Source organism: Myxococcus sp. NMCA1 (assembly GCF_026810205.1).
Lineage (GTDB): Bacteria > Myxococcota > Myxococcia > Myxococcales > Myxococcaceae > Myxococcus > Myxococcus xanthus_A.
Window position 1 is genome coordinate 4976945 of record NZ_CP113950.1, and the last position, 24921, is coordinate 5001865.

Sequence of the window (24921 nt, forward strand, 5' to 3'; positions counted from 1 at the left end):
TCACCCCTCGCGTTGCTGCCCCGCTGCCTCGTGCCGTCCATTGGCGGCGCCGACGTGTTCGACAAGGCGGCGCGCCAGCGTCTCCACCCGCGGATCCCGGAGCACACTGTAGTGGTCTCCGGGAACGTCCTCCACGGCGAGCCCTGATGGCACCCAGCGAGCCCATCCGTGGGACGGCTCCACGGCCTGGGAGCGTTGCGCATCCTTCGCGCGCAGCAGCAGCACGGGGCACCGAACGGGACCGGGGCGGTAGGCCGCCAACGCCCGCAGGTTCGCTCGGGTCACGTCACGCCAGGCGCGGAGCGTTGACGCCTCGATCTCGGGAGGCAGCCATCCTGCCTGTCGCGCGTGCTCGACGACGACGGCGAATTGCTCCTCGTCGGTCAGGCCCGAGAGCGCCTCGGGACGTAGGGTGGACTCGGCACCTGCCGTCCGTGCCAGGTCCATGGCCATTCCCGCGAGCAACAACGCCGCATCGGGTTCCCGCGTAGGCGCGTTCTCGTCGGGAGCGAAGCTGTCCAGCAGCATCAGGAGCGCCACGGACTGCCCCTGACGCTCCAGCTCGCGCGCCATCTCGAACGCCACCACGCCACCCAGGGACCAGCCGCCCAGCACATAGGGGCCCTCGGGCTGACGCTCGCGCATCGCCTCCACGTAGCGACGGGCGAGCGCCTCCACCTGCTCAAGAGGAGGCTCGCGTCCATCGAGCCCCGCGGCCTGGAAGCCGTAGAGAGGCCGCTCGCGTCCCATGCGCCGAGCCAGCGCACGATACGGCCCCACAGCGCCGCCGACGGCGTGCACGAGGAAGACAGGCGTGCCGGCACCTTCGGGCTGCAATGCCACACAGTCACGCGTGGCCCCTTCCGTATCCGAGCCTTGCAACCAAACCGCGAGCCGCAACACCGTTGGCGCCTCGAAGAGGGCACGCAGCGGCATGTCCACGCCAAGCTCCGTGCGGACACGCGCCACGACCTGGGTTGCCAACAACGAATGGCCTCCCAGCTCGAAGAAGTCGTCATGAAGACCGACACGTGGCACGCCCAGCACCTCCGAGAAGATGCCCGCCAGCGCGTGCTCGGTGGCCGTGCGCGGCTCGGCGAAGGCTTCATTGGCAACGTGCGACCGCAGGTTGTGAGCAGCCAATACCTTGCGGTCGACCTTGCCGTTGGGCGTCAGCGGCAGTGCCTCCAGCACCACCACCACCGACGGCACCATGTACTCCGGCAGCTTCTGCCTCACGTACTCCTTCAGCGCCCCTCCCTCTCCCCCTGGCGCCACCACGTACGCCTCCACCCGCTTCTCCTGCCCCTCTCCCCTCACCACCGCTGCCGCTTCCTTCACCTGCGCGTGCTGCTTCAGCGCCTCCTCCACCTCCCCCAACTCAATCCGGTACCCCCTCACCTTCACCTGCGCGTCCCGACGCCCCAGAAACTCCAGCAGCCCACTCTCCTGCCACCTCACCTCGTCCCCCGTCCGGTACACCCGCTCTCCGTCCCCAAATGGCGACGGCACGAAGCGCTCCGCCGTCCACTCCGGCCTCCCCACGTACCCCTCCGCCAGCCCCTCCCCTCCCACGTACAACTCCCCCCTCACCCCCACCGGCACCGGCCTCATTCCTTCGTCCAGCACGTACACCCGCGTATTCCCCACCGGCTTCCCAATGGGCACCGTCACCCCCACGTCCTCCTCCGCTACCCGGTGCACTGTCGTGAAGGTCGTCCCCTCCGTCGGCCCGTACCCGTTGATGAGGACGCCCCCTCCCCTCACCCTCTCCCTCACCCGCCCCACCGCCAGCACGTCTCCTCCCGCCAGCACCTGCCTCACTCCACTCAGCGCCTCTGGCTGGTACGCCTGCATCTGCTCGAAGAGGGCCGCCGTCAGCCACAGCGACGTCACTCCCGCCTCCTTCAGCCTCCGCCCCAGCGCCTCCAACTCCAGCGGCCCCTCCGGGTACACCACCAGCTTCCCCCCGTGCAGCAGCGCGCCCCATACCTCCAGCGTCGACGCGTCGAAGCCCGTCGGTGCCAATTGCAGCCACACCTCCTCCGGGCCGCAGTCCGCCACGCCGCTTCCCACCACCAGTCGCGTCACCGCTCGCTGCGGCACCGCCACTCCCTTCGGCTTCCCCGTGCTTCCCGACGTAAACATCACGTACGCCAGGTTGCCCCCTCCCACTCCCGGCACCGGGTTTGTCTCCGGCTGATGGGCAATCTGCGTGTCCCACTCCGTGTCCACGCTCACCACCAGCTCACCACCCGCGGCCACCTCGTCCGCCAGCCGCTCCTGCGCCACCAGCAGCGCCACCCCAGCCTCCCGCTTCATCCACCCCAGCCGCTCCAGCGGGTAGCTCGCGTCCAGCGGCACGTACACGCCCCCCGCCTTCAGAATCCCCAGCGCGCTCACCACCCACTCCAACGAGCGCTCCACGCACAAACCCACTCGTACCTCGGGGCCTACCCCCATCCCCCTCAGGTGGTGCGCCAACTGGTTCGCTCGGCGATTCAACTCCCCGTACGTCACCTGCTGCCCCGCCCACTCCACCGCCACCGCCCCCGGTGTCCTCTCCACCTGCGCTTCAAACAGCTCCGCCAGCGACGCCTCCCTCGGGTACTCCTCTCGCCGCCCGCTCCACTCCTCCACCAAGCGCAGACGCTCGGTGGCTGGCATCAATGGCAGCTCGCCCAGGCGCGTTTCCGGATTCGCGACCGCGGCCTCCAGCAGCACCGACACCTGCTTCAGCAGCCGCTCCGCCGTCTTCGCGTCGAACAGGTCGCTGTTGTAATTGACTGACGCGGCGGCACCTTCCGGCAGCTCGACGACGAACATCGACAGGTCGAACTTCGACGTCTGAATCCGCGCGTCCATCACCGTCAGCGACAATCCCTGTCGCAGCTTCACTTCGGGCGCAGGCGTGTTCTGAAGTGTCAGGGACACCTGGAACAACGGGCTGCGACTCAGGTCCCGCTCCGGCTGCAATGCCTCCACCAGCTTCTCAAACGGGACGTCCTGGTGCGCATAGGCGCCCAGGGTCACCTCACGCACCTGCGCCAACATGTCCCGGAAGGAAAGCTCGGGACGTACGCGAGTCCTCAGCACCAGGGTATTGGCGAAGTTGCCGATGAGCCCCTCCGTCTCCGCCTGCGTGCGACCCGCGATGGGGAAACCCACGCTGATGTCGTCCTGCCCCGAGAGCCGCCACAACACCGTCTGATACGCCGCCAGCAGCACCATGAACGGCGTGGCCCCTTCTCGCCGCGCGGTCGACTCCACTTGCTGCCACAGCGCCTTCGGCCACATCTGCCGCAGGACTCCGCCTCGAAAGGTCTGCACCGCGGGGCGAGGCCTGTCCGAGGGGAGGTCCAGGAATCGCGGCGCGCCCGCCAGTGCCTCGCGCCAGTAGCGAACCTGCGATTCCAGCACCTCGTCCTTCAACCACTCGCGCTGCCAGAGCGCGTAGTCCGCGTACTGCACGGGCAGCTCCGGCAATGGTGACGGCAGCCCTTGCGAGAAAGCGTCGTAGAGCGCCGCCAACTCCCGAAGTAGCACGCTCGCGGACCAGCCGTCCGAGACAATGTGATGCAATAGCAGCACGAGGACGTGCGCCTGCTCGGACTGCTTCAACAGCAGGGGGCGTAGCAGCGGCCCACGCGCGAGCTCGAATGAGCGGTCGACTTCCGCGCGCACCCGGTGCCGTACCTCGGACTCATCCTGGGCGCCCAACTCCACCACGGAGAGGTGGAACGGCGATGGCGAAGCGATGCGCTGGACAGGTGCTCCGCCCTCATCCGGGAAGGCCGTCCGCAGGACTTCATGACGGCGCACCAACTCCGAGAAGGCTCGCTCCAGGACAGACACATCCAGGGGGCCATCCACCCGCAGCACATACGGTACGTTGTACTCAGTGCCGCCCGGCTTCAGCCGATCCAGGAACCACAGTCGCTGCTGCGCGAATGACAGCGGCACCCGGTCCCCCCGAGGCATCGGACGCAGCGCGGGCAGCGTCTGGCTTCGAGTCGCCTGCTCCACCTGCTGGGCAAAGGACCTCAAGGTGGGCGCCTCGAAGAGGGCACGTAGCGGGACCTCTACGCCCAGGACCGCACGCACGCGCGCCACCACCTGCGTGGCCAGTAGCGAATGTCCACCCGACGCGAAGAAGTCGTCCTGCCGGCCCACCCGCTCCATCCGCAAGACGTGGGCCCAGACAGCGGCCAGCGTCTCTTCCATGGGGGAAGCCGGCGCATCATAGGCGGGAGCCGAGCCACGCGCCGACACGTCCGGCACGGGCAGCGCGCGCCAGTCCACCTTGCCATTGGGCGTCAGCGGCAATGTCTCCAGTACCACCAGCGCTGACGGCACCATGTGCCCAGGAAGCCGCTGCTGGAGGAAGTCCTTGAGGGCCGCGATGTCCGGAGCAGCCCGGGCCGTACGAACGGCGTAGCCCACCAGCCGTTTGTCGCCAGGCACCTCTTCTCGCGCGATCACCACCGCGTCCTGGACGTCGGGATGCGCTCTGAGCACCGCCGCCACTTCTCCGGGCTCCACCCGGAACCCTCTCACCTTCACCTGGAAGTCCGTCCGCCCGATGAACTCCAGTCGCCCATCCCCCAACCACCGCACCTTGTCTCCCGTGCGGTACATCCTCGCTCCAGCCTCCCCACTGTACGGGTCCGGTACGTACCGCTCCGCCGTCAACTCCGGGCGCCCCACGTACCCTCGCGTGACCTGCGCCCCTCCCACGTACAACTCTCCCCCCACGCCCACCGGCACGGGACGCAGGCTCCCGTCCAACACGTACACCCGCGTGTTGCCCATCGGCCGTCCCAGCGGCACCGCCGCGGGTGACTCCGCTCGACGCGGCAGCTCCACGCGCCCCGCCAGCACACCCACCGTCGTCTCCGTCGGGCCGTAGTGGTTGTGCACTTCGCACCCGGGCGCCAACGCCGCCACCTGCTCCAGCAGGCTCCACGAGGCCTCCTCGCCTCCCACCACCAGCCGCTTCGTCGGCAGCACCTGCCCGGGCGCTACGCCACTCATCAGCGCCGCAAGGTGCGAGGGCACCACCTTCAAGCACTCCACCCCATGCCGCTGGAAGTACTCCGCCACGCCCGCCGCGCTGCTTGCCCTCTCCTGCGTCAGCACATGCAGCAGTCCCCCCGTCCACAGCGCCGCGTACAGCACCGTGTTTCCCAGGTCCGCCGCCAACGTCGACACCAGCGCGAAGCGTGTGCACTCCGCCAACCGCAGCCGCGCATTCGCCGCTTCCACGTAGTTCGCAAGCTGCGCGTGTGTGACCGCCACGCCCTTGGGCCGCCCCGTGCTTCCGGACGTGAACAGCACGTACGCCAGCTGCTCGGGTTGCACCTCTACCCGCGGCGCTTCCGTCGGCTGCGCCTCGAGCCGCGCCGCGTCTCCATCCATCTCCACCCGGCGCGCCGACAGCCCCTCGAAAGTCGCCGCATGCCGAGCCTGCGTCACCACCACCGGCGCAGCCACTTCTTCCACCAGCGCGCGCAGGCGGGACACGGGCTGCGAGGGGTCCAGCGGCACGTATGCGCCTCCCGCCTTCAGGATCCCCAGCATCGCCACCACCCACTCCACGCCACGCTCCAGGCACAGCGCCACTGGCACTTCCGCGCCCACCCCCATTCCCCTCAACTGGTGCGCCACCTGGTTGGCCTGCGCCTCCAACTGGCGGTACGTCAGCTCCCGCTCCTCGCACCGCACCGCGGGAGCCTCCGGCGTCCGCTCCGCGTGGTGCTCGACGCACCGGTGGACAGCCTCCCACCGGAGAGCCTGGACCGATCCGTTCCATTCCACCAGCACCTGATGACGCTCGGCATCGGTCAGCAGCGGTATCTCGGACAGGCGCGATTCGGGCCGCGTGGTGACGGCCTTCAGCACCTGCTCCAGGTGGAACACCATCCGCTCCGCCGTGGCCTCCGTGAAGAGGTCGGTGCTGAACTGGAGCAAGCCCTCGAACCCCCGTGGTGTCTCCCCCAGGCTCAACGAGAGCTCGAAGCGGGCCGCCTCCTTGTCAATCAACCCCATCGGCTTCACGGTCAGCGCGGGCAGCGTCAACGGCCCCACCGGGGCGTTCTGCAACACGAAGAGGACCTGGAAGAGCGCGCTGCGCCCCAGGTTCCGCTCGGGTTGCAGGTCCTCCACGAGCTTCTCGAAGGGAAGGTCCTGATGATCGTAGGCCCCCAGTGTGCGCTCACGCACCTGCGCCAGCAGCTCGCGGAAGGTGGCATGGGGCTGGACCTGGGCGCGGAGAACCAGGGTGTTGACGAAGAAGCCGATGAGCCCCTCGGTCTCTTCGTACCGGCGCCCCGCGATGGGCGAGCCCACCAGCACGTCCTCCTGCCCCGAGTAGCGCGACAACAGAAGCTGGAAGGCCGCCAGCAGCACCATGAAGGGCGTGGCTCCCTCGGCATGGGCCAGCGCCGTCACAGCGTCGCTCATCGGCCGTGGCAACCGCACCGGCACCCATGCCCCACGGTGCGACAACGTCGCCGGCCTGGGCTTGTCGGTGGGCAGCTCCAAATGAGGAGGCGCGCCAGACAGCTGCTGCCGCCACCAGTCGAGCTGTGTCTCCAGCACGGCCCCGCTCAGCCATTGCCGCTGCCATACCGCGTAGTCCGCGTACTGCACGGGCAGCTCCGGCAACCCGGGCGACCGTCCTTCGAGGAAGGCCGCATAGAGCGCGCCCACCTCGCGGACCAGCACACCCAGCGACCAGCCATCCGAGACGATGTGATGCAGCACCAGCACCAGGGTGTGCACGTCCGGCGACAGCCGCGACAGCCCCACGCGCACCAGGGGGCCGCGCTCCAGATGAAACGGCCGCAGAGCTGTTCGCGTCGCACGCGCGCGGAATTCCGCCTCGCGTTCCGCTTCCGGCAGCGCGCTCAAGTCCTCGAAGGCGAGCTGGACGTCCATGGCCGGATGAACGACCTGGACAGGCTGGCCCTCGTGGGAGGCAAACGTGGTGCGCAGCGACTCATGGCGCGCCACCAGCGCGGAGAACGCGCGCTGCAACGCGTCCACATCGAGCGAGCCCTCGATTCGGAGGACGATGGGGACGTTGTAGCTGGCACTGCCCGGGTGGAGCTGGTCGATGAACCAGAGCCGCTGCTGGGCGAACGACACGGGCAATGCGCCCATGCGAGGTACCCGGGTCAGCGCTGGCACGCTCGGCGCCGCCGCTTCCCGCGCCGACTCCTCGATTCGCAGCGCGAGCCCTTCGAGAGCAGGTGACGCGAAGAGCGTGCGCAGGGGCAACTCCACGCCGAAGGCGGAGCGGATGTGCGCGATGAGCTGCGTGGCCAGCAACGAGTGCCCGCCCAACTCGAAGAAGTCAGCGTCCGCGCTCACCCGCTCGATGCCCAGCACTTCACACCAGATGATGCTCAGCCGCTGCTCGGTGACCGTACGCGGCTCGATGTGCTGACGCGGCTCGGAAGGCCCCGCTTCAGAGGCCAACAGTGCCTTGCGGTCGACCTTGCCGTTGGGCGTCAGCGGTAGTGCCTCCAGCACCACCACCACCGACGGCACCATGTACTCCGGCAACTTCTGCCTCACGTACTCCTTCAGCGCCCCTCCCTCTCCCCCTGGCGCCACCACGTACGCCTCCACCCGCTTCTCCTGCCCCTCTCCCCTCACCACCGCTTCCTTCACCTGCGCGTGCTGCTTCAGCGCCTCCTCCACCTCCCCCAACTCAATCCGGTACCCCCTCACCTTCACCTGCGCGTCCCGACGCCCCAGAAACTCCAGCAGCCCACTCTCCTGCCACCTCACCTCGTCCCCCGTCCGGTACACCCGCTCTCCGTCCCCAAATGGCGACGGCACGAAGCGCTCCGCCGTCCACTCCGGCCTCCCCACGTACCCCTCCGCCAGCCCCTCCCCTCCCACGTACAACTCCCCCCTCACCCCCACCGGCACCGGCCTCATTCCTTCGTCCAGCACGTACACCCGCGTATTCCCCACCGGCTTCCCAATGGGCACCGTCACCCCCACGTCCTCCTCCGCTACGCGGTGCACTGTCGTGAAGGTCGTCCCCTCCGTCGGCCCGTACCCGTTGATGAGGACGCCCCCTCCCCTCACCCTCTCCCTCACCCGCCCCACCGCCAGCACGTCTCCTCCCGCCAGCACCTGCCTCACTCCACTCAGCGCCTCTGGCTGGTACGCCTGCATCTGCTCGAAGAGGGCCGCCGTCAGCCACAGCGACGTCACTCCCGCCTCCTTCAGCCTCCGCCCCAGCGCCTCCAACTCCAGCGGCCCCTCCGGGTACACCACCAGCTTCCCCCCGTGCAGCAGCGCGCCCCATACCTCCAACGTCGACGCGTCGAAGCCCGTCGGTGCCAATTGCAGCCACACCTCCTCCGGGCCGAAGTCCGCCACGCCGCTTCCCACCACCAGTCGCGTCACCGCTCGCTGCGGCACCGCCACCCCCTTCGGCTTCCCCGTGCTTCCCGACGTAAACATCACGTACGCCAGGTTGCCCCCTCCCACTCCCGGCACCGGGTTTGTCTCCGGCTGCCTGGCAATCTGCGTGTCCCACTCCGTGTCCACGCTCACCACCAGCTCACCACCCGCAGCCACCTCGTCCGCCAGCCGCTCCTGCGCCACCAGCAGCGCCACCCCAGCCTCCCGCTTCATCCACCCCAGCCGCTCCAGCGGGTAGCTCGCGTCCAGCGGCACGTACACTCCACCCGCCTTCAGAATCCCCAGCGCGCTCACCACCCACTCCAACGAGCGCTCCACGCACAAACCCACTCGTACCTCGGGGCCCACTCCCATTCCCCTCAAGTGGTGCGCCAACTGGTTTGCTCGGCGATTCAACGCCTCGTAACTCACCTGCTGCCCTGCCCACTCCACCGCCACCGCGCCCGGTGTCCTCTTCACCTGCGCTTCAAACAACTCCGCCAGCGATGCGTCTCTCGGGTACTCCTCACGTCGCCCGCTCCACTCCTCCACCAAGCGGCGCCGCTCCTCGGCTGACATCAACGACAGCTCCGACAAGGTCCGGCGCTCCGAACCACACAGATCGCGCAGGATCTGGCGGGCCTGCTCCACCATCCGCTTTGCCGCCGACGCGTCGAAGCGCCTGGCGTCGTAGGTCAGGCGCAGCTGCCATTCACGCCCGGGGACAGCCATCATCGTCACCGGATGTGAGTCCACCTCGACGATGTACGGATCGCGAACCACCAGCTCGTCCGACATCGTCGTGAGGCCCGCATCCCGGGGGTAGTTCTCGAAGACGACCAGGCTCTCGAACAACGCGGAGCCAGGAGGAACCTCACTCCAGCGGCGCACCTCCACCAGGGGTGACGTCTCGTACTGCCTCGCCTCCTGGAGCCAGGCTTGCAACTCCTTCAGCCAGGGGCCCACGGGGCTCGACGCGGACAGGTGTACTCGCACGGGGATGGCGTTGATGAACAAGCCCACCATCGCCTCGATGCCGGCAAGCTCCGGGGGCCTGCCGGAGACGGTCAACCCGAACAGGACGTCGTCCTCTCCGGTATAGCGCCACAGCAACAGCGCCCAGGCCGCTTGCAACAGCGTGCCTCCCGTGACGCCCTGCTGGCGCGAGAAGGCCTCCAGTGCCGCCGTCTCCTCCGCGCTCATCCGGAGCAGCACTTCACCCAGGAGCGTCACATCACGCGGCGCCCCTCCGAGCTCCAAGCGGGTGGGCTCCGTGAACCCCGCCAGCGCGGCGCGCCAGAAGTCCCGGGCGGCGCCCAGGTCCTGACGCCCCAGCCACGCGATGTAGTCGCGGTACGGCCGCACGGCGCTTCGTGCCAGCGTCACGCCTCGCCGCAGCGCCTCATACCGGGTGAGGACTTCCCGCAGCACCACCTGTGTGGACCACCCGTCCAGCAACAGGTGCGTCAGGCTGAACACCACGCGCCACACACGCGCTCCCGTGCGAAGCATCGTCAGCCGGAAGCCGGGCGCGCGGGTGAGCACCAGCCCCCTTCGGCGATCCTCCTCGAAGAACGCGGCCAGTCGGGCCTTCTGGTCGGCCTCGGACAGGTGGCGCAAGTCCTCGACGTCGACGGGAGGCAGCACCTCGCGCATCACCGCCTGGAGCGGCGTGTCCAGCCCCTCCCAGAAGAACGCGGTCCGGAGGATGGCGTACTGATCGGCGGCCTGCCGCCACGCTTCCACGAAGGCGCGCTCATCCAGTGGGCCTTCGACCTCGAAGGAGATCTGATTGAAGTACGGCTGGGTCTCGCTCTCCTGGAGATGGGAGATCAAGATTCCATGCTGGAGCGGTGACAGCGGGTACAGGTCCTCGATGTCCTCCAAGTAGTAACCGTGCGCGGCCAGCCTCTTGGAGAATGCCTCCAGGCCCTCCGGGGAGAGACCTGACAACGGAAAGCCGGAAGCGGACCCGTCCGGAGGCTCCTCCGTGAGCTGGGGATCGACGGGAGGGGCATCCCCCGCCACCGCCGCCAGCCCCGCCACGGTCGGGTGGTCGAAGAGCTGCTTCATCCGGAGGTGCAGCCCCGCCTGCTCGGCCCGCGAGACGACCTGGATGGCGATGATGGAGTCGCCACCCAGCTCGAAGAAGTTCTCGTGGATGTCCACCCGCGGCCGGTCGAGCACCTGCGCCCAGATGGCCGTGAGTGTCTCTTCCTTCGCGTTGCGCGGCCCCTCGAAGACTCGCGCTGCTTCTTCGGGCAGCGCTGGCGGCGGCAGCGCGCGCCAGTCCACCTTGCCATTGGGTGTCAACGGCAGGGCGTCCAGCAACACCAGCGCCGACGGCACCATGTGCCCAGGAAGCCGCTGCTGGAGGAACGCGCGCAGCGCCGCCGTGTCAGGCGCTGGCTGCGAGGCGGGCGTGGCATATGCCACCAGGCGCTTGTTTTCGGGCACGTCTTCGCGCGCCACCACCGCCGCGTCCCGAACCTCGGGATGCGCTCTGAGCACCGCCGCCACTTCCCCAGGTTCCACCCGGAAGCCTCGCACCTTCACCTGGAAGTCGACCCGGCCGATGAACTCCAAACGCCCGTCCGCCAACCACCGCACCTTGTCTCCCGTGCGGTACATCCTCGCTCCAGGCTCCCCGCCGTACGGGTCCGGCACGTACCGCTCCGCCGTCAGCTCCGGATGCCCCAGGTACCCTCGCGTCACCTGGGCGCCTCCCGCGTACAGCTCCCCCGCCACTCCCACCGGCACAGGACGCAGGCTCCCATCCAGCACGTACACCCGCGTGTTCCCCATCGGCCGCCCCAGCGGCACCGCCGCCGGCGACGTCGGCCGACGCGGCAACTCCACGCGCCCCGCCAACACGCCCACCGTCGCCTCCGTCGGGCCGTAGTGGTTGTACACCTCGCACCCGGGCGCCAGCGCATGCACCTGCTCCAGCAGGCTCCACGACGCCGCCTCCCCGCCCAACACCAGCCGCTTCCTCGGCAGCACCTGCCTCGGCTCCGCACCGCTCATCAGCGCCGCGAGGTGCGAGGGCACCAGCTTCACGCAGTCCACCCCGTGCCGCTCGAAGTACTCCGCCACGCCCGTCGGACTACTCGCTCGCTCCTGCGTCAACACATGCAGCAGCCCCCCGGTGCACAGCGCCGGGAACAGCACCGTGTTCCCCAGGTCCGCCGCCAGCGTCGACACCAGCGCGAAGCTGGCGCAGTCGGCCAACCCCAACCTCTCAATGGCCGCTTGCACATAATTCGCCAGCTGACCGTGTGTGACCGCCACCCCCTTGGGCCGCCCGGTACTTCCTGACGTGAACAGCACGTACGCCAGCTGCTCCGGGTGCACCGCCACGAGCGGCGGTGCCGCTGACGGCCACCGATCCAGCAGCGCGGCCTCTCCCTCCACCATCACCCGGCGCGCGCGGGTCCCTTCGAAGATCGCGGCATATCGCGCCTGCGTCACCACCACCGGCGCGCCAACTTCTTCCACCAGCATCCGCAGCCGGGACTCTGGCTGCGAGGGGTCCAGCGGCACGTAGGCGCCCCCTGCCTTCAGGATGCCGAGCATCCCCACCACCCACTCCACACCTCGCTCCAGGCACAGCGCCACGGGCACGTCCGTCCCCACGCCCTGCCCTCTCAGCTGGTGCGCGAGCTGATTGGCACGCGCTTCCAGCGCTCCGTACGTCACCACCTCCTCCTCGCACTGGACGGCTGGCGTGTCCGCGTTGCGCGCGACCTGCGCCAGGAAGCGCTCTTGCACGCTGGCCCAGGCCGCGAAGCCGGTGCGCGTGCCGTTCCACGCCACGAGCACCTGGTGACGCTCGGGCTCGGAGAGCAGAGACAGCGTCCCCAAAGCGCCGTCGGGCCTCGCCGCCATCGCCTCCAGCACGAGGCGAATTCGTTCGAGCTGTGCATCCGCGAAGGCCGCTGTGAAGCGCGCCCGGTCGTACCGCAAGCACAGCGGAAGCCGGGAGCCGTTCGTCGAGATGAGCGTCAGCGGGAAGTGGTCCGCTTCGACCGCGCGAATATCCCCCACCGCCAAGGCCCTGGCGGAGGACGTGAGTTCGGCATCCAGCGGGTAGTTCTCGAAGACGACCAGCGTCTCGAAGAGCGAGGTGCCAGCGGGCACACCGCTCCAGCGCTGGACCTTCACCAGCGGCGCGTGCTCGTGCTGCCGCGCCTCCACCTGCATCTCCTGGATTTGCCGCAGCCAGGGCCCGAACGACGCATCTGGAGGCAGCCGCACTCGCACGGGCTGGGTGTTGATGAACAACCCGACCATGTCCTCCACGCCCGCAAGTCCCGGGGGACGTCCGGAGACAGTGGTGCCGAAGACGACATCTTCCGCCCCGCACAGGTGACCGAGCACCAAGGCCCAGGCCCCCTGCACCAGCGTGTGCAGCGTGAGCCCCTGCCTCCGCGCGAAGCGGCTCAGCTCCGAGGTGAGCGCTTCCGACAGGAACAGCTCCCGCGAACCCTTGCCCTTCCCTTCCCCGCCACCGGGCTCGACACGAGGATTCGTGGGCGCGTCGAAGCCTTCGAGCGCCTGCCTCCAGAACGCCTCGGACACCGCCAGGTCCTGCTCGCCCAGCCAGCCGATGTAGTCCCGATACGGCCGAGGCGCCGCGATGCGAGGCTGCTTCCCCGCGCACGCGCCCTCGTACAGAGCGAGGACGTCGCGGATCACCAGCGGCACGGACCAGCCGTCCAGAATCAGGTGGGAATGGCTGAAGACGAAGCGATGCGCGTCATCGCCGATGCGCAGCAGCGCCAGGCGCACCAACGGCGCCCAGGACAGGTCGAAGCCCTCGCGACGGTCCTGGGCCAGCAAGGCGTCCAGCCGGGACTCGCGTGCTTCGGGCGACAGGTCGCGCCAGTCCTCGATGCGGACCGGCAGGTCCACCTCGCGCAGAACGACCTGCATCGGCTCGTCCACGTCGTCCCAGACGAACGCCGTGCGCAGCACCGGGTGCGCCGCGACGACCGTGTTCCACGCCTGGGTGAAGACCTCCACGTCCAGGTGGCCGCGCAGCTCGCAGACGAGCTGGTTGAAGTACAGACCCCGGCCGGGCTCGGCGATGGCATGGAACAGCATGCCGCCCTGCAACGGCGACAGGGGGTACAGGTCCTCGATGTTGTCGCTCATCGCGTCTTCTTTCCAAACCGTGCGGCCAGCTTGTCGAGCTGCGCCTGTTTCACCTTCGCGAGCGGAAAGTCGGAGGGCGAGTGCCCTCCCGCATCCGGCGCCCGCGATGCGTGCAGCAGCGCCTGGAGGCGCGCGAGGAAGTCCTCGGCGACACGCGTCACCGTCTCACGGCGGTGCACCGCCTCGCTGAAAGTCCAGAGGACCACCAGCCGCCCGTCACGCACCATGCCCGTCACATCGAGCAGGTATGGCCGACGCGCGCTCGGGGCTCGCTGCCGCAGGGCCGCCGTCTCGGGTGCGAGCAAGAAGGGAGCCCCCTCGCCCACGGCGCCGTCGAGCTGCCCCAGGTGGTTGAAGCCCACCTCCGCCAACGGCAATGCCGCCAGCGCCGCGTCCCTCGACACGTAGCGGAGCAGCCCCCACCCCATGCCTCGTGACGGCACGGCACGCAGCCCCTCCTTCACGGCGCGAAGTGCCTCGCCCGGCCCCGTCGCCCCCCGCAGGTCCAGCAGCGAGGGAAACACCCGGGTGAACCAGCCCACCGTGCGAGATACATCCACGCCCGGAAGCACCTCTTCCCGTCCGTGCCCCTCCACGTCCACCAGCGCGACAGCCCCTCCCGCCCACGCGGTCAGTGCCTGCGCCAGCGCCGTCAGCAGGGGCTCCTGAGGCTGCGTGTGCCAGGCCTTCGGGACATCCTGCAGCAACGCGCGCGTCTGCTCTGGCTCCAGCGTCACCTGCACCGTGCTCGCGGTGGCCTCCGTGTTGAGGCCCCCCGTGAAGTCCACGGGCAGCCGGGAGGCCTCGCGCCAGGGCCGCTCCAGCCACCAGGCCCGCTCCGCCATGAGCGCCTGCGATCGCGCCAGCGACTCCAGGCCACGGGCCCACGCCTGGAACGAAGTCGTCTTCGGGGGCAGCACCACGGCGTCCCCCGCCGCGAGCCGCGTGTACGCCGCCGCCAGGTCCTCCAGGAGGATGCGCCAGGACACCGCATCCACCACGAGGTGATGGACCACCAGCACCAACCGCGAGGGGTGGCCCGTGCCCCACTCCAGCAACACGGCCTGGACGAGCGGCCCGTCCAGCCGCAGCGCGCGTTGCGCCGCCTCCGCGTGCCGCGACAGTGCCGCGGGGCGCTCCGCCTCCGGCACGGTGGACAGGTCCACGCGCGCCACCGTGACGCGCGCTCCTGGCTCGCAGATGGCCTGGTGCCAGCCGTCCTCCCCGCGCGCGAAGCACAGCCGGAGCGCGTCATGATGCGCCAGCAGGTGTGCCAGCGCGCGCTCCAGCAAGGCGGCGTCCAGGGAGGCTCTCGCCTCCAGCAGCAGGGACATGTTCCAGTGGTGTGGCGCCTCCAGCCCCAGTTCGAAGAACCAGTGCTGGATGGGCGTCAGCGCCACCGGCCCCACGACGGGGCCTTGCTCGGCCTGCACCGCCAGGCGCGTTCCCGCGACCGAGGCGAGCCGCGCCACCGTCGGGTTCTGGAAGAGCTGCTTCGGGGACAGCTCGATGCCCTGTGCGCGCGCGCGGGTGACGATCTGCAGTCCCAGGATGGAGTCGCCCCCCAGCTCGAAGAAGTCGTCGTGGATGCCCACGCGTTCGACGCTCAGCACCTCCCGCCAGAGCGACACCAGCGTGGCCTCCACCTCCGAATGAGGCGCAGCCGGCGCCGCCGCGGATGCCGGGTCCGGTGTGGGCAACGCCCGGCGGTCCACCTTGCCGTGCCGGGTGCGCGGCAGCGCGTCCATCGCGACGAAGGCCGCGGGGACCATGTACGGCGGCAAGCGCGAACGCACCCACTCCTTCAGGGCCTGTGCGTCTGGCTTCTCACCCGGCCCCTCCGTCGCGAGCACCCCGTAGGCGACCAGGCGCTTCGGCCCCTTCGCATCCTCACGCGCGACGACGACGGCCTCCTTCACCGCCGGATGCGCGAGCAGCGCGGCTTCGACCTCACCCGGCTCGATGCGGAAGCCCCGCACCTTCACCTGATGGTCCACGCGGCCGATGAACTCCAGCGTCCCGTCCGCCCGCCAGCGCGCCACATCGCCCGTGCGGTACATGCGCGCGCCGGAGTGGCCGTCGAAGGGGTCCGTCACGAAGCGCTCGGACGTGAGGCCAGGTTGGCCCAGGTAGCCTCGCGCCACGGCCGCGCCGCCCACGTACAGCTCGCCCGGTGCGCCCCGCGGCACCAGCCTGCGGTGCGCGTCCAGCAGGTACACGCGGGCCCCAGGCACCGCGCGCCCGATGGGCACGCGCCCCTCTTCGTCCACACGCACCCGGTGCACCGTGCTCCAGATGGTGGCTTCCGTGGGGCCGTACTCGTTGAACAGGGACACCGCAGGCAACGCCTCATGATGCGCCCGCGTCAACTCCACGGGACACGGCTCGCCTCCCACGCTCACCGCGCGCAAGCGCGTCAGCCCTCCCACCGGCGCCGCCGCCAGTATCTGCCCGTAGAGCGAGGGCACGGAGACGAGGTGCGTGACGTGTGAACGCGCGATCCGCTCGGCGAGTCGGCGCGGGTCCCCATGCTCCTCGGCGTCCGGGTAGCGCAGCGTGCCGCCTCCGAACAAGGACCACAGCAGTCCCGCGAGCGAAGCGTCGAAGGTGAAAGGTGCCAGGGACATCACCACCCCCGGCTCGCCGTACACGTCGGCGCGGGCCTGTGTCGCGGCCACCAGGTGCCGGTGCTCCAGCACCACGCCACGCGGCCGGCCGGTGGAGCCGGAGGTGTAGACGACACACGCCGCGTCCATCCCCTCCGGAAGGCCGCGCACGTCCTCGGACGCCTCGGGCAGGGAATCCAGGGCGATGACCGTCAGCCCCTCGCGCGAGGGAACCCGCGCACGGCACGACTCGGAGACGACCAGCGCCTGGGCCCGTGTGTCCGCGAGGATGCCGGACAGACGCTCCCCCGGGTGGTCCACGTCGAGCACCACCACGGCCGCCCCCGCCCGAGTCACGCCCATCAGCCCCGCGACCACGTCCGCCGGCTGCGACACCGCGAGCGCGACGATGTCACCCCGCTTCACGCCTCGCGACACGAGGTGCCGGGCCAGCCGCCCCGACAGCACCTCCACCTCGCGATACGTGAGCGTCCGGACGCCATCCTCCACCGCCACCCGGTCCGGCGTCCGTGCCACCTGGGCCAGGAACCGCGAAGGCAACGTGTCCGCCGGAAGGTGCCCTGCCGTGGGCTCGGGATTCCACTCCACGAGCAACCGGTTTCGATCCGCGCGGTCCAGCAGGTCGAGCTGGGACAGCCGGACTTCCGGTCTGCCGGCGGCGGCCTCCAGCAACCGGAGGAGCGAGCCCGACAGCCGGGCAATGGTCTCCGCGTCGAAGAGCCCGGTGTTGTACTCGATGCTGCCTCGCAGCCCCTCGGGCGACTCGGTGACTTCCAGCGCGAGGTCCAGCTTGGTCGCACCCGCATGCACGGGACGGCTGTGAAGCTGGAGCCCGACGAGGGACAACGCCGCGGCGGGCGTGTTGTGCAGAATCAGCATCGTCTGGAAGACGGGCGTGTGGCTGAGGTCGCGCGGCGCGTGCAGCACCTCCAGCAGCTTCTCGAAGGGCACCTCCTGGTGCGCGAACGCGTCCAGCGCCGTTCTTCGCACCCGCCCCAGGACCTCCGCGAACGAGGGGTCGCCGGACAGGTCGGCGCGCAGGGCCATGGAGTTGATGAAGCAGCCAATCAACGGCTCGACTTCGGGCCGGTCGCGGCCCGCCACCGGCGTGCCCACCGCGAAGTCGTCCTGCCCGGTGTACGCATGCAGCAGGACCTGCCACGCGGCCATCAGCACCATGAAGGGGGTGGCACCCTCCTTCCGCCCCATCGCCACCAGGGCGTCGGTGAGGGACTTCGGAACAGCGAAGGGCAGTTGCTCACCCTCGTGCGTCTGCAACGGAGGACGCGGACGGTCCACGGGCAGTTGGAGCACGGGGACATCCGCCAGCACGTCGCGCCACCACGCCTGTTCGGCCTTCAGGGCGGAGCCTCGCATCTGCTCCAACTGCCAGAGCGCGTAGTCCGCGTACTGCACCGACAGGGCGGGCAAGGAGGTAGGCCGACCCGTCAGCTCGGCCTCGTACAGCCGAGCCATCTCGTGCCCCATCACGCCCGCGGACCAGCCGTCCGAGATGATGTGGTGCAGCGTGATCAGCAGGACGTGCTCGGTACTTCCCAACCGCAGCAAGGTCGCGCGGAGCAGCGGTCCCCGCTCCAGGTCGAAGGGACGGCGCGCCTCTTCACGCGTCCAGCGGGCGACGTCCTCTGCACTGGCGCCCTCCGCCGCCTCCAGGGAGATGGAGACCTCCAGCGACGGCGCGATGGTCTGCACCGCCGCGGTGCCCTCCATGGAGAACGTGGTCCGCAGTGCCTCATGCCGGCGCACCACCGCGTTCAACGCCCGCTCCAGGGCCGCGGCATCCAGGGCACCGCTCACGGTGAACGCGACGGCGTTGTTGTAGGCGACGTTGCCCGGCTCCAGCCGATCCAGATACCAGAGCCGCTGCTGCGCGAAGGACAGCGGCAGCGGACGGCCCCGGGGGACCCGGGTGATGGGCGTGGGCGCCTCGGGCTTCTTCGCCACGCCTTCCCGAGAGCCCATCGCCTTCGGTGGTATCGGCCTGCCCTCCGGAACAGGCAGGGCGGGCAACAGCTCCAGCGAGCCATCCCGTTTACGCCGCGCACGCCGGCCCGTGGCCATCCGTCTCGCGTCATCCGTGCTTCCGACAAGGATGCGCACCGGGGTGGAGTCCGGCGCGTTCCAGAGCCCACGTGGCACGCCCGCGCCCTTCACCACCAGCTCACCGATGACGCCCACCGGCACGGGCTGGCCGCGCCCATCCACGACGTCCCAGCGCGAGGCAGCTCCCGGCTCGTCGGCGAACGCCCAGGCCCCCAAGCCCAGGTCCGGCTGCCGGTGCGCGACACGCCAGGGCATGGCACGCGCCAGGGATGCCGCCGCCTCTTCGGACGCGCCTTCGAGCCAGACGTGGCGAACGGGCCGGAGCGCCTCCGCCGCGTCGGGCAGCGTCAGCATCGAGCGCGCCAGCGCCGCGGTGCAGTGCAGGTGGGTGATGCCCGCCTCGCGCACGAGCGCCAGCAGGGCCTCCGCCGCGCCCGGGCCTTCCCGCAGCGACGGCATGGGGACCGCGAGTCCGGGCTCCGGGGAATGGCGACCGCGCAAGGCATCGAGGTGCCGCAACCCCTCCAGGGTCGCCTCCACCTCGACGCCGAAGTCCACCAGGCAGGCGATTTCATCCACGTCGAGCCGCTGGACACGCTCCACCATGGGACCGCAGGAGTCCGGCGTACCGAAGAGGCCGCCGCTCTCCACGTACCGCTCCACGCCGTGCGCCAGCAGCGCATCCATGTCCGCGGGCGTCAGCGAACGGGGGTCCATGTCGAGCCCCATGCCGGCCATGAAGCCCGCGGCGATGTCCACGGAGCTGCGGAAGTAGTCGAGCAGCGGCTGGCGCGCCCTACGCCGGACCTCGGCCGGGTCGTCGCCGAGATACGCATGCAGCATCAAGCTCACGTGTCCCCGTCCCGCATGGCCATGTTGCCGCCAGGCGTCGCGGTACAGCGCCACCTTCCCCTCCAGGTCCTCCAGGTGCTGGCCCATCAGGTTGGTGAGCACGTAGGCCCCCAGCTCGCCCGCCAGCCGGAAGGTCTCCGGGTTTCCGGCCGCGGTGAGCCAGATGGGCAGCGTCTGCTGCACCGGGCGTGGCCGCAGTGAGAGCGTCACTTCCTCGCCCGCGCCGTTGCGCCGGCGCACCGTCCCGCCTCGCCACAGGGTGCGCACCTCCTCGAGGCCTCGGTGCATGACCTCCTTCCGGCGCGCGTACCGGTCCGGCGCGAACACGAAGTCATTCGCGTGCCAGCCCGAAGCGAAGGACACGCCCACGCGGCCATCGGACAGGTTGTCCAGCACGGCCCACTCCTCCGCGACGAGGATGGGGTCGTGCAGCGGCAGCACCACGCTTCCCGCGCGGATGCCCAGGCGCTGCGTCACCGTGGCCACCCCCGCGCCCACCACCGCCGGCCGCGGGTACAGGCCGCCGAACGCATGGAAATGCCGCTCCGGCGTCCACACCGCGGAGAAGCCATTCGCATCCGCGAACTTCGCGGCGTCCAGCAGCAGGCGGTATTTGCGGCCGCCCAACGAGTCCTCGTCGTTGGCGAAGAACGACAGGCTGAAGTCCAGGTGCCGTCGAGCAGGCTCCGCGCCAGCGACCACCGGCGTGAAGCGCGCGCGCTCCGCGGGCAGCACCACCCGCAGCCCACGTGTCAGGGCCCAGAGGACCTCCAGCCCGGTGCCGGGCACCTGCGGCTCCTCCGCCGCGAGCCAGACGCCTCCCTCCGGGGTCGCATCCGCGTCCAGACGGCCAAACAGCTCCGCCACGGTGCGGTGTGTGTGGATGGCCCGGAGCGGCTCGCCCCGCGGCCCTGTCCACGGCTCGAGGCAGACCATGCCCGAGGCGGAAGCCCGCCGAGGCTCCCCTGGGGTGCCTTGGACTGAATCTCCTGCCTGCGCGAGCACCGTCTCCACATGGAGGACGCGCGCGGCCTCCAGGGGCACACCCGTGCGGACCTTCGCGTGGGTCAACAGCAGCGGAGGCGGCGCGCCTGGAGGCGCGAGGTCCGGCAACTCCATCAACCGCGGCACGGACAGCAGGACGTAGGCCGCGCCCGTCTCCTGGACCGCCCACTGCGCGACCACGCGCTCCACCGACGGCTCCAAGCACACCGCCACCAGCGCCTCGGGCCCCACGCCGCGGTCCGACAGCACGGCGGACAGGCGCCCCGCGGCCCCTTGCAGCTCGCCCCATGTCACGCCCCGCCCGTCCGGCGCTGTCATCGCCACCTGGGACGCGTCCGTCATGGCGCGAGCCCGAAGCAGCGCCGCGATTGGCGTCACCGCCGACGCGGAAGCCGCGGGCTCCGAGGCCAGCGCCTGACCGGCCCGTGCGTGCTCCAGCGGCAGCGCGGAGAGGGCCTGGCCGGGCTCCGCCACCGCCGCTTCGAGCAGCGTGGTCCAGTGCGCCACAATCCGCTCCACGGTGTCCCGCTCGAAGCGCTCCTCCGCGTAGTCGACGGTACCGGAGAAGCCGTGCTCATGCTCGCCCAGGCCCACGGACAGGTCCGACAGGACGGTGCCGAACTCGGGTGGACCGTTCTCGAGCTCCGCCAGGCTCATGCGCAGACCCGGCAGCTCCAGGTTCAGATTGAACCGGCTGTGCAGCACGAACATCGAGTCGAAGACCCGGCCGCGGCCGGTGTCCTTCGCGGGCTCGATCTCCCGCACCAGCGACTCATACGGCACGTCGGGGTGCGCGTAGGCCTCCATCATCACCTCGCGCACGCGCGCCACCAGTTCCTTGAATGGCGGGTCCCCGGACAGGTCCGTCCGCAACGGGACGGAGTGCGCCACGTAGCCGATCAACGGCTCCAGTTCCGGCCGGCTCCGGTTGCCAATGGGCGTCCCCACCACGACGTCATCACGGCCCGTCCAGCGCGACAGCAGCGCCTTCCAGGATGCCAACAGCACCATGAACGGCGTGGCACCCTCTCGCTGCGCGAACGCCTGGACCGACGCCGAGAGCGCGCGCGAGAAGCCCACGCGCAAGCACTGGCCACGGAGCGCGGGCCCCTCCCCCCGCGGCCGGTCCACCGGCAGCTCGAGCGGACGCGGGAACGCCGCCAGACGCCCGCGCCAGGCCGCGACCTGGGAAGCGAACGCGCCGTTCTTCAGCGCCAGCTGCTGCCAGGCCGCGTAGTCCACGTACTGCACGGGCAAGGTGGACAGCGCCAACGGCCGCCCCTGCATGAAGGCGGTGTAGTGGTCCCCCAGCTCCTTCGCGAGCACCACCAGCGACCAGGTGTCACACACCACGTGGTGCACGGTGACGGCCAGCAGATGCTCCTCCGGCGCCAATCGCCAGAGCCGGGCGCGGGCGACCGGCCCGTGCTCCAGGTCGAACGGCCGGGCCACCTCGTCGTGCACCCGCGGCTGCCACGCCGCGGGGTCCAGCGGTTCGGCGGAGAGCGACAGCTTCAGCTCCGGGGCGATGCGGACACTCGGAGCGCCTTCGCCACGCGGATAGGACGTGCGCAGCGCCTCGTGGCGCTGTGCCACCGCCTCCAGTCCCCGCTCCAGCAGCGCCACGTCCAGCGCCCCATGCAGCCGCAGCACCACATACATGTTCAGGGCCGGGTTGCCGGGAATGGCCTGCTCCAGCGCGCAGATGCGCTCCTGCACCACGGACAGCGGCAACGCTCCGCCACGCGGGATGCGGACCAGTGGAGGAAGGACCGGGTCCGTGGACGCCGTCCCCGGCGTGCCCAGCCGCGCCTGGATGCGGGCCGAAATGCCCGCCACCGTGGGCGCGTCGAAGACGTCACTCAGGGGGAGCGAGACAGGGAACGCCTCCCGCAAGCGGGTCAACAACTGCGCCGCCATCAGCGAGTTGCCACCCAGCTCCAGGAAGTCGTCGTGGATGCCGAAGTCGGTTCGGCCCAGTCGCTCGCGCCAGATGGCCAGCACCTTGCGCTCCACGTCCGTGTGGGCCCCGACCTGATCCGCTGGCGCCGCCAGGTCGGGCGCGTCTCCGGCTTCCGCGAGGCGCTCCGCCACCGCCGAGGACGTCTCCGGCCGGGCCACCACCGAGGTGGGCAGCGGGGTCCGGAAGGTCTGCCGCTGGAAGGGATAGGTGGGCAGCGCCACCTTCTGGCGTGACTCGTGCGCGTAGACGCGCTGCCAGTCAATGGCGAGCCCCTGCGCCCACACCGTTCCAAGCGCCTCCATCAACGCGGCGTGTGCATCCAGGGCCGAGCCCGCCCGAGGCAGCGAGGCCACGGCACGTCCTCGACGTCCTCGAAGCCCCAGCCTCGCCAGGGCGGTCAGCGCCTGGTCCGGGCCGACTTCGAGGAACACCTCGCACCCGTCCGCCTTCAGCGTCTCCAGTCCGTCCCCGAAGCGCACCGGCGCCCGCATCTGGCGCAGCCAGTAATCCGGGTCCGTCGCCTCCTCCGGGCGAATCCACGTCCCGGTGACGCTGGAGACGTACGGACGCTGGGGCGGAGACAGGCGCAGGCCCGCGACCACGCGCCGCAGTTCCTCCATCACCGGCTCCACCGCCGCCGAGTGGAACGCATGCCGCGCGGGCAGCCGCAGCACGCCCACGCCCCGCGCGCTCAGCTCGCGCTCCAATGCCTCTACGTCCCCCGAGGGCCCGGACACCACGCACCGGTCCGGCCCATTCACGGCGGCCAGCGACAACGCCCCCGTCAGCAGCGGACGAACTACCTCTTCCGCGCAAGCCACCGCCGTCATGCTTCCGGGTGGCATCCGCGCCATCAGACGGCCCCGCGCCGACACCAGCGCCAGCGCATCCTCCAGCGGCAGGACCTCCGCGAGGCAGGCCGCCACGTATTCGCCGAAGCTGTGCCCCAGCAGCGCACGCGGGCGCACGCCCCACGCTTCCCACTGACGCGCCAGCGCGTACTCCACGGCGAACAGGGCGGGCAACGCGATGCCCGGGTCGGCCAACGCCTGCTCCGCGGCGGCCTCGGCGCCAGGCGAGGGAAACAGCACGTCACGCACCGCCGCCCCCAACCGGGCCCCCAGCCCCTCCAGGCAGGCCTCCAGGGCCTCACGGTAGACGGGCTCCGCTGCGTGAAGCGCGCGTCCCATGCCCACCGTCTGCGCGCCCTGGCCCGGGAACAGGAAGGCTACGCCCTGCTCGCGTGCCGCCACGAGGTTCTCCACGACCTGGGGTTTCCCCGGGCCGCGCAGCTTCGCCTGCAACTCCGCGCGGTCCTTCGCCACGAAGGCCCGCCGGTGCTCGAAGGCACGGCGGCCCACGTTGCGCGTGAAGGCCACGTCCTCCAGCGCCACGTCGGTCGGCGCGGCCTCCAGCCAGGCAGCCAGTTCCCGCACCGCGGCGTCCAGGGCCTCCGCTGAGCGGCCCGACAGCGTCACCAGTTGGGTGGGCCGGACACTGGGCGAGGCAGGCTCCGGAAGCGGCGCTTCCTCCAGCACCGCGTGCGCGTTCGTCCCTCCGATTCCGAACGAACTGACGCCCGCGCGGCGAGGCACCGGGCCGCGGGGCCATGGCCGCAAACGGTCGACGACGAAGAACGGGCTGTTCGCGAAGTCGATGGCGGGATTCGGCCGCTCGAAATGGAGCGTGGGCGGAAGCTCCTCGTGCGCCAGGGCCAGCGAGACCTTGATGAGCCCCGCCAGACCTGCGGCCGTGTCCAGGTGGCCGACGTTCGGCTTCACCGACCCCAGCGCGCAGTACCCCTTCCGGTCCGTGTGCCGCCGGTACGCCCGCGTGAGCGCCGCGACCTCGATGGGGTCTCCTAACGAAGTGCCCGTGCCGTGCGCCTCCACGTAGCCGATGTCGCCCGCGTCCAGGCCCGCGAAGGCCAGCGCCTCGCCGATGACGTCGGCCTGCCCCTCGACACTGGGCGCCGTGTAGCCCACCTTCAGGCCACCGTCATTGTTGATGGAGGAGCCGCGGATGACCGCGTACACGCGATCACCGTCCCTGCGCGCGTCCTCCAGCGGCTTGAGCACCACCACCGCCACGCCGTTGCCCGGCACCGTTCCCGCCGCGCGCGCGTCGAACGCGCGGCAGTGCCCGTCCGGCGACAGGATCATCCCCTCCTGGAACAGGTAGCCCGAGCGCTGCGGCATCGCCAGGCGCACCGCGCCCGCCAGCGCCACGTCCGACTGGCGCATCAGCAGGCTCTGGCAGGCCATGTGGACGGCCACCAGTCCCGTGGAGCAGGCGGTGTAGAGGGACAGGCTCTCGCCCCGCAGGCCCAGCTTGAAGGACGCCCGCGTCGCCAGGTTCTCCGCGGAGGTGCTCATCAGCTCGTAGAACGAGGCCGGGTCCAGGTTCCCCTGCCCCAACATCGCCAGGCCGTGCAGGGATGCGCTCGCGCCCGCGTAGAGCGAGATTTTCCCCGCGAAGCGCTCCGGGTCGAGCGCCGCGTCCTCCAGCGCCGTCCAGGCACACTCCAGGAAAACGCGCTGCTGCGGATCCATCCACTCCGCCTCGCGAGGGGCCATTCCGAAGAAGGCCGCGTCGAAGCGGTCGCCGCCTTCCAGCTCCGCGGCCACCGGCACGAAGTCCGGATGATGGCGCACCGCCTCGGACATCAGCGGAGAAGGCTCCAGCGCCTCGGCGGGCACGCGGGAAATGGACTCCACGCCTTCGCGGAGGTTGCGCCAGAAGGCCCGCGCGTCCGCGCTCCCGGGGAACCGGCTGGCGATGCCGATGATGGCGATGTCGCTACCCGCGCTGCCGTTGTTCTCGCTCATG

The 24921-nt window shown here is 70.4% G+C and carries 2 protein-coding genes; both read right to left on the reverse strand.

The annotated features are described in order from the left end of the window. Entirely contained in the window at positions 1-13581 is a 13581-nt protein-coding gene (locus OZ403_RS20645) for an amino acid adenylation domain-containing protein (RefSeq protein ID WP_268781528.1), read from the reverse strand. Continuing rightward, positions 13578-24920, reverse strand: a complete 11343-nt coding sequence (locus tag OZ403_RS20650; protein WP_268784888.1) for a non-ribosomal peptide synthetase/type I polyketide synthase — start codon at positions 24918-24920, stop codon at positions 13578-13580. Before OZ403_RS20650 ends, OZ403_RS20645 begins: the two co-directional genes overlap by 4 nt. Position 24921 lies beyond the last annotated feature (1 nt).

What these genes read in the sequence shown, in the direction of transcription:
- OZ403_RS20645 (WP_268781528.1), bottom strand. Translation starts at nt 13,581, where the DNA reads ATGAGCGACAACATCGAGGACCTGTACCCCCTGTCGCCGTTGCAGGGC.
- OZ403_RS20650 (WP_268784888.1), bottom strand. Translation starts at nt 24,920, where the DNA reads ATGAGCGAGAACAACGGCAGCGCGGGTAGCGACATCGCCATCATCGGC.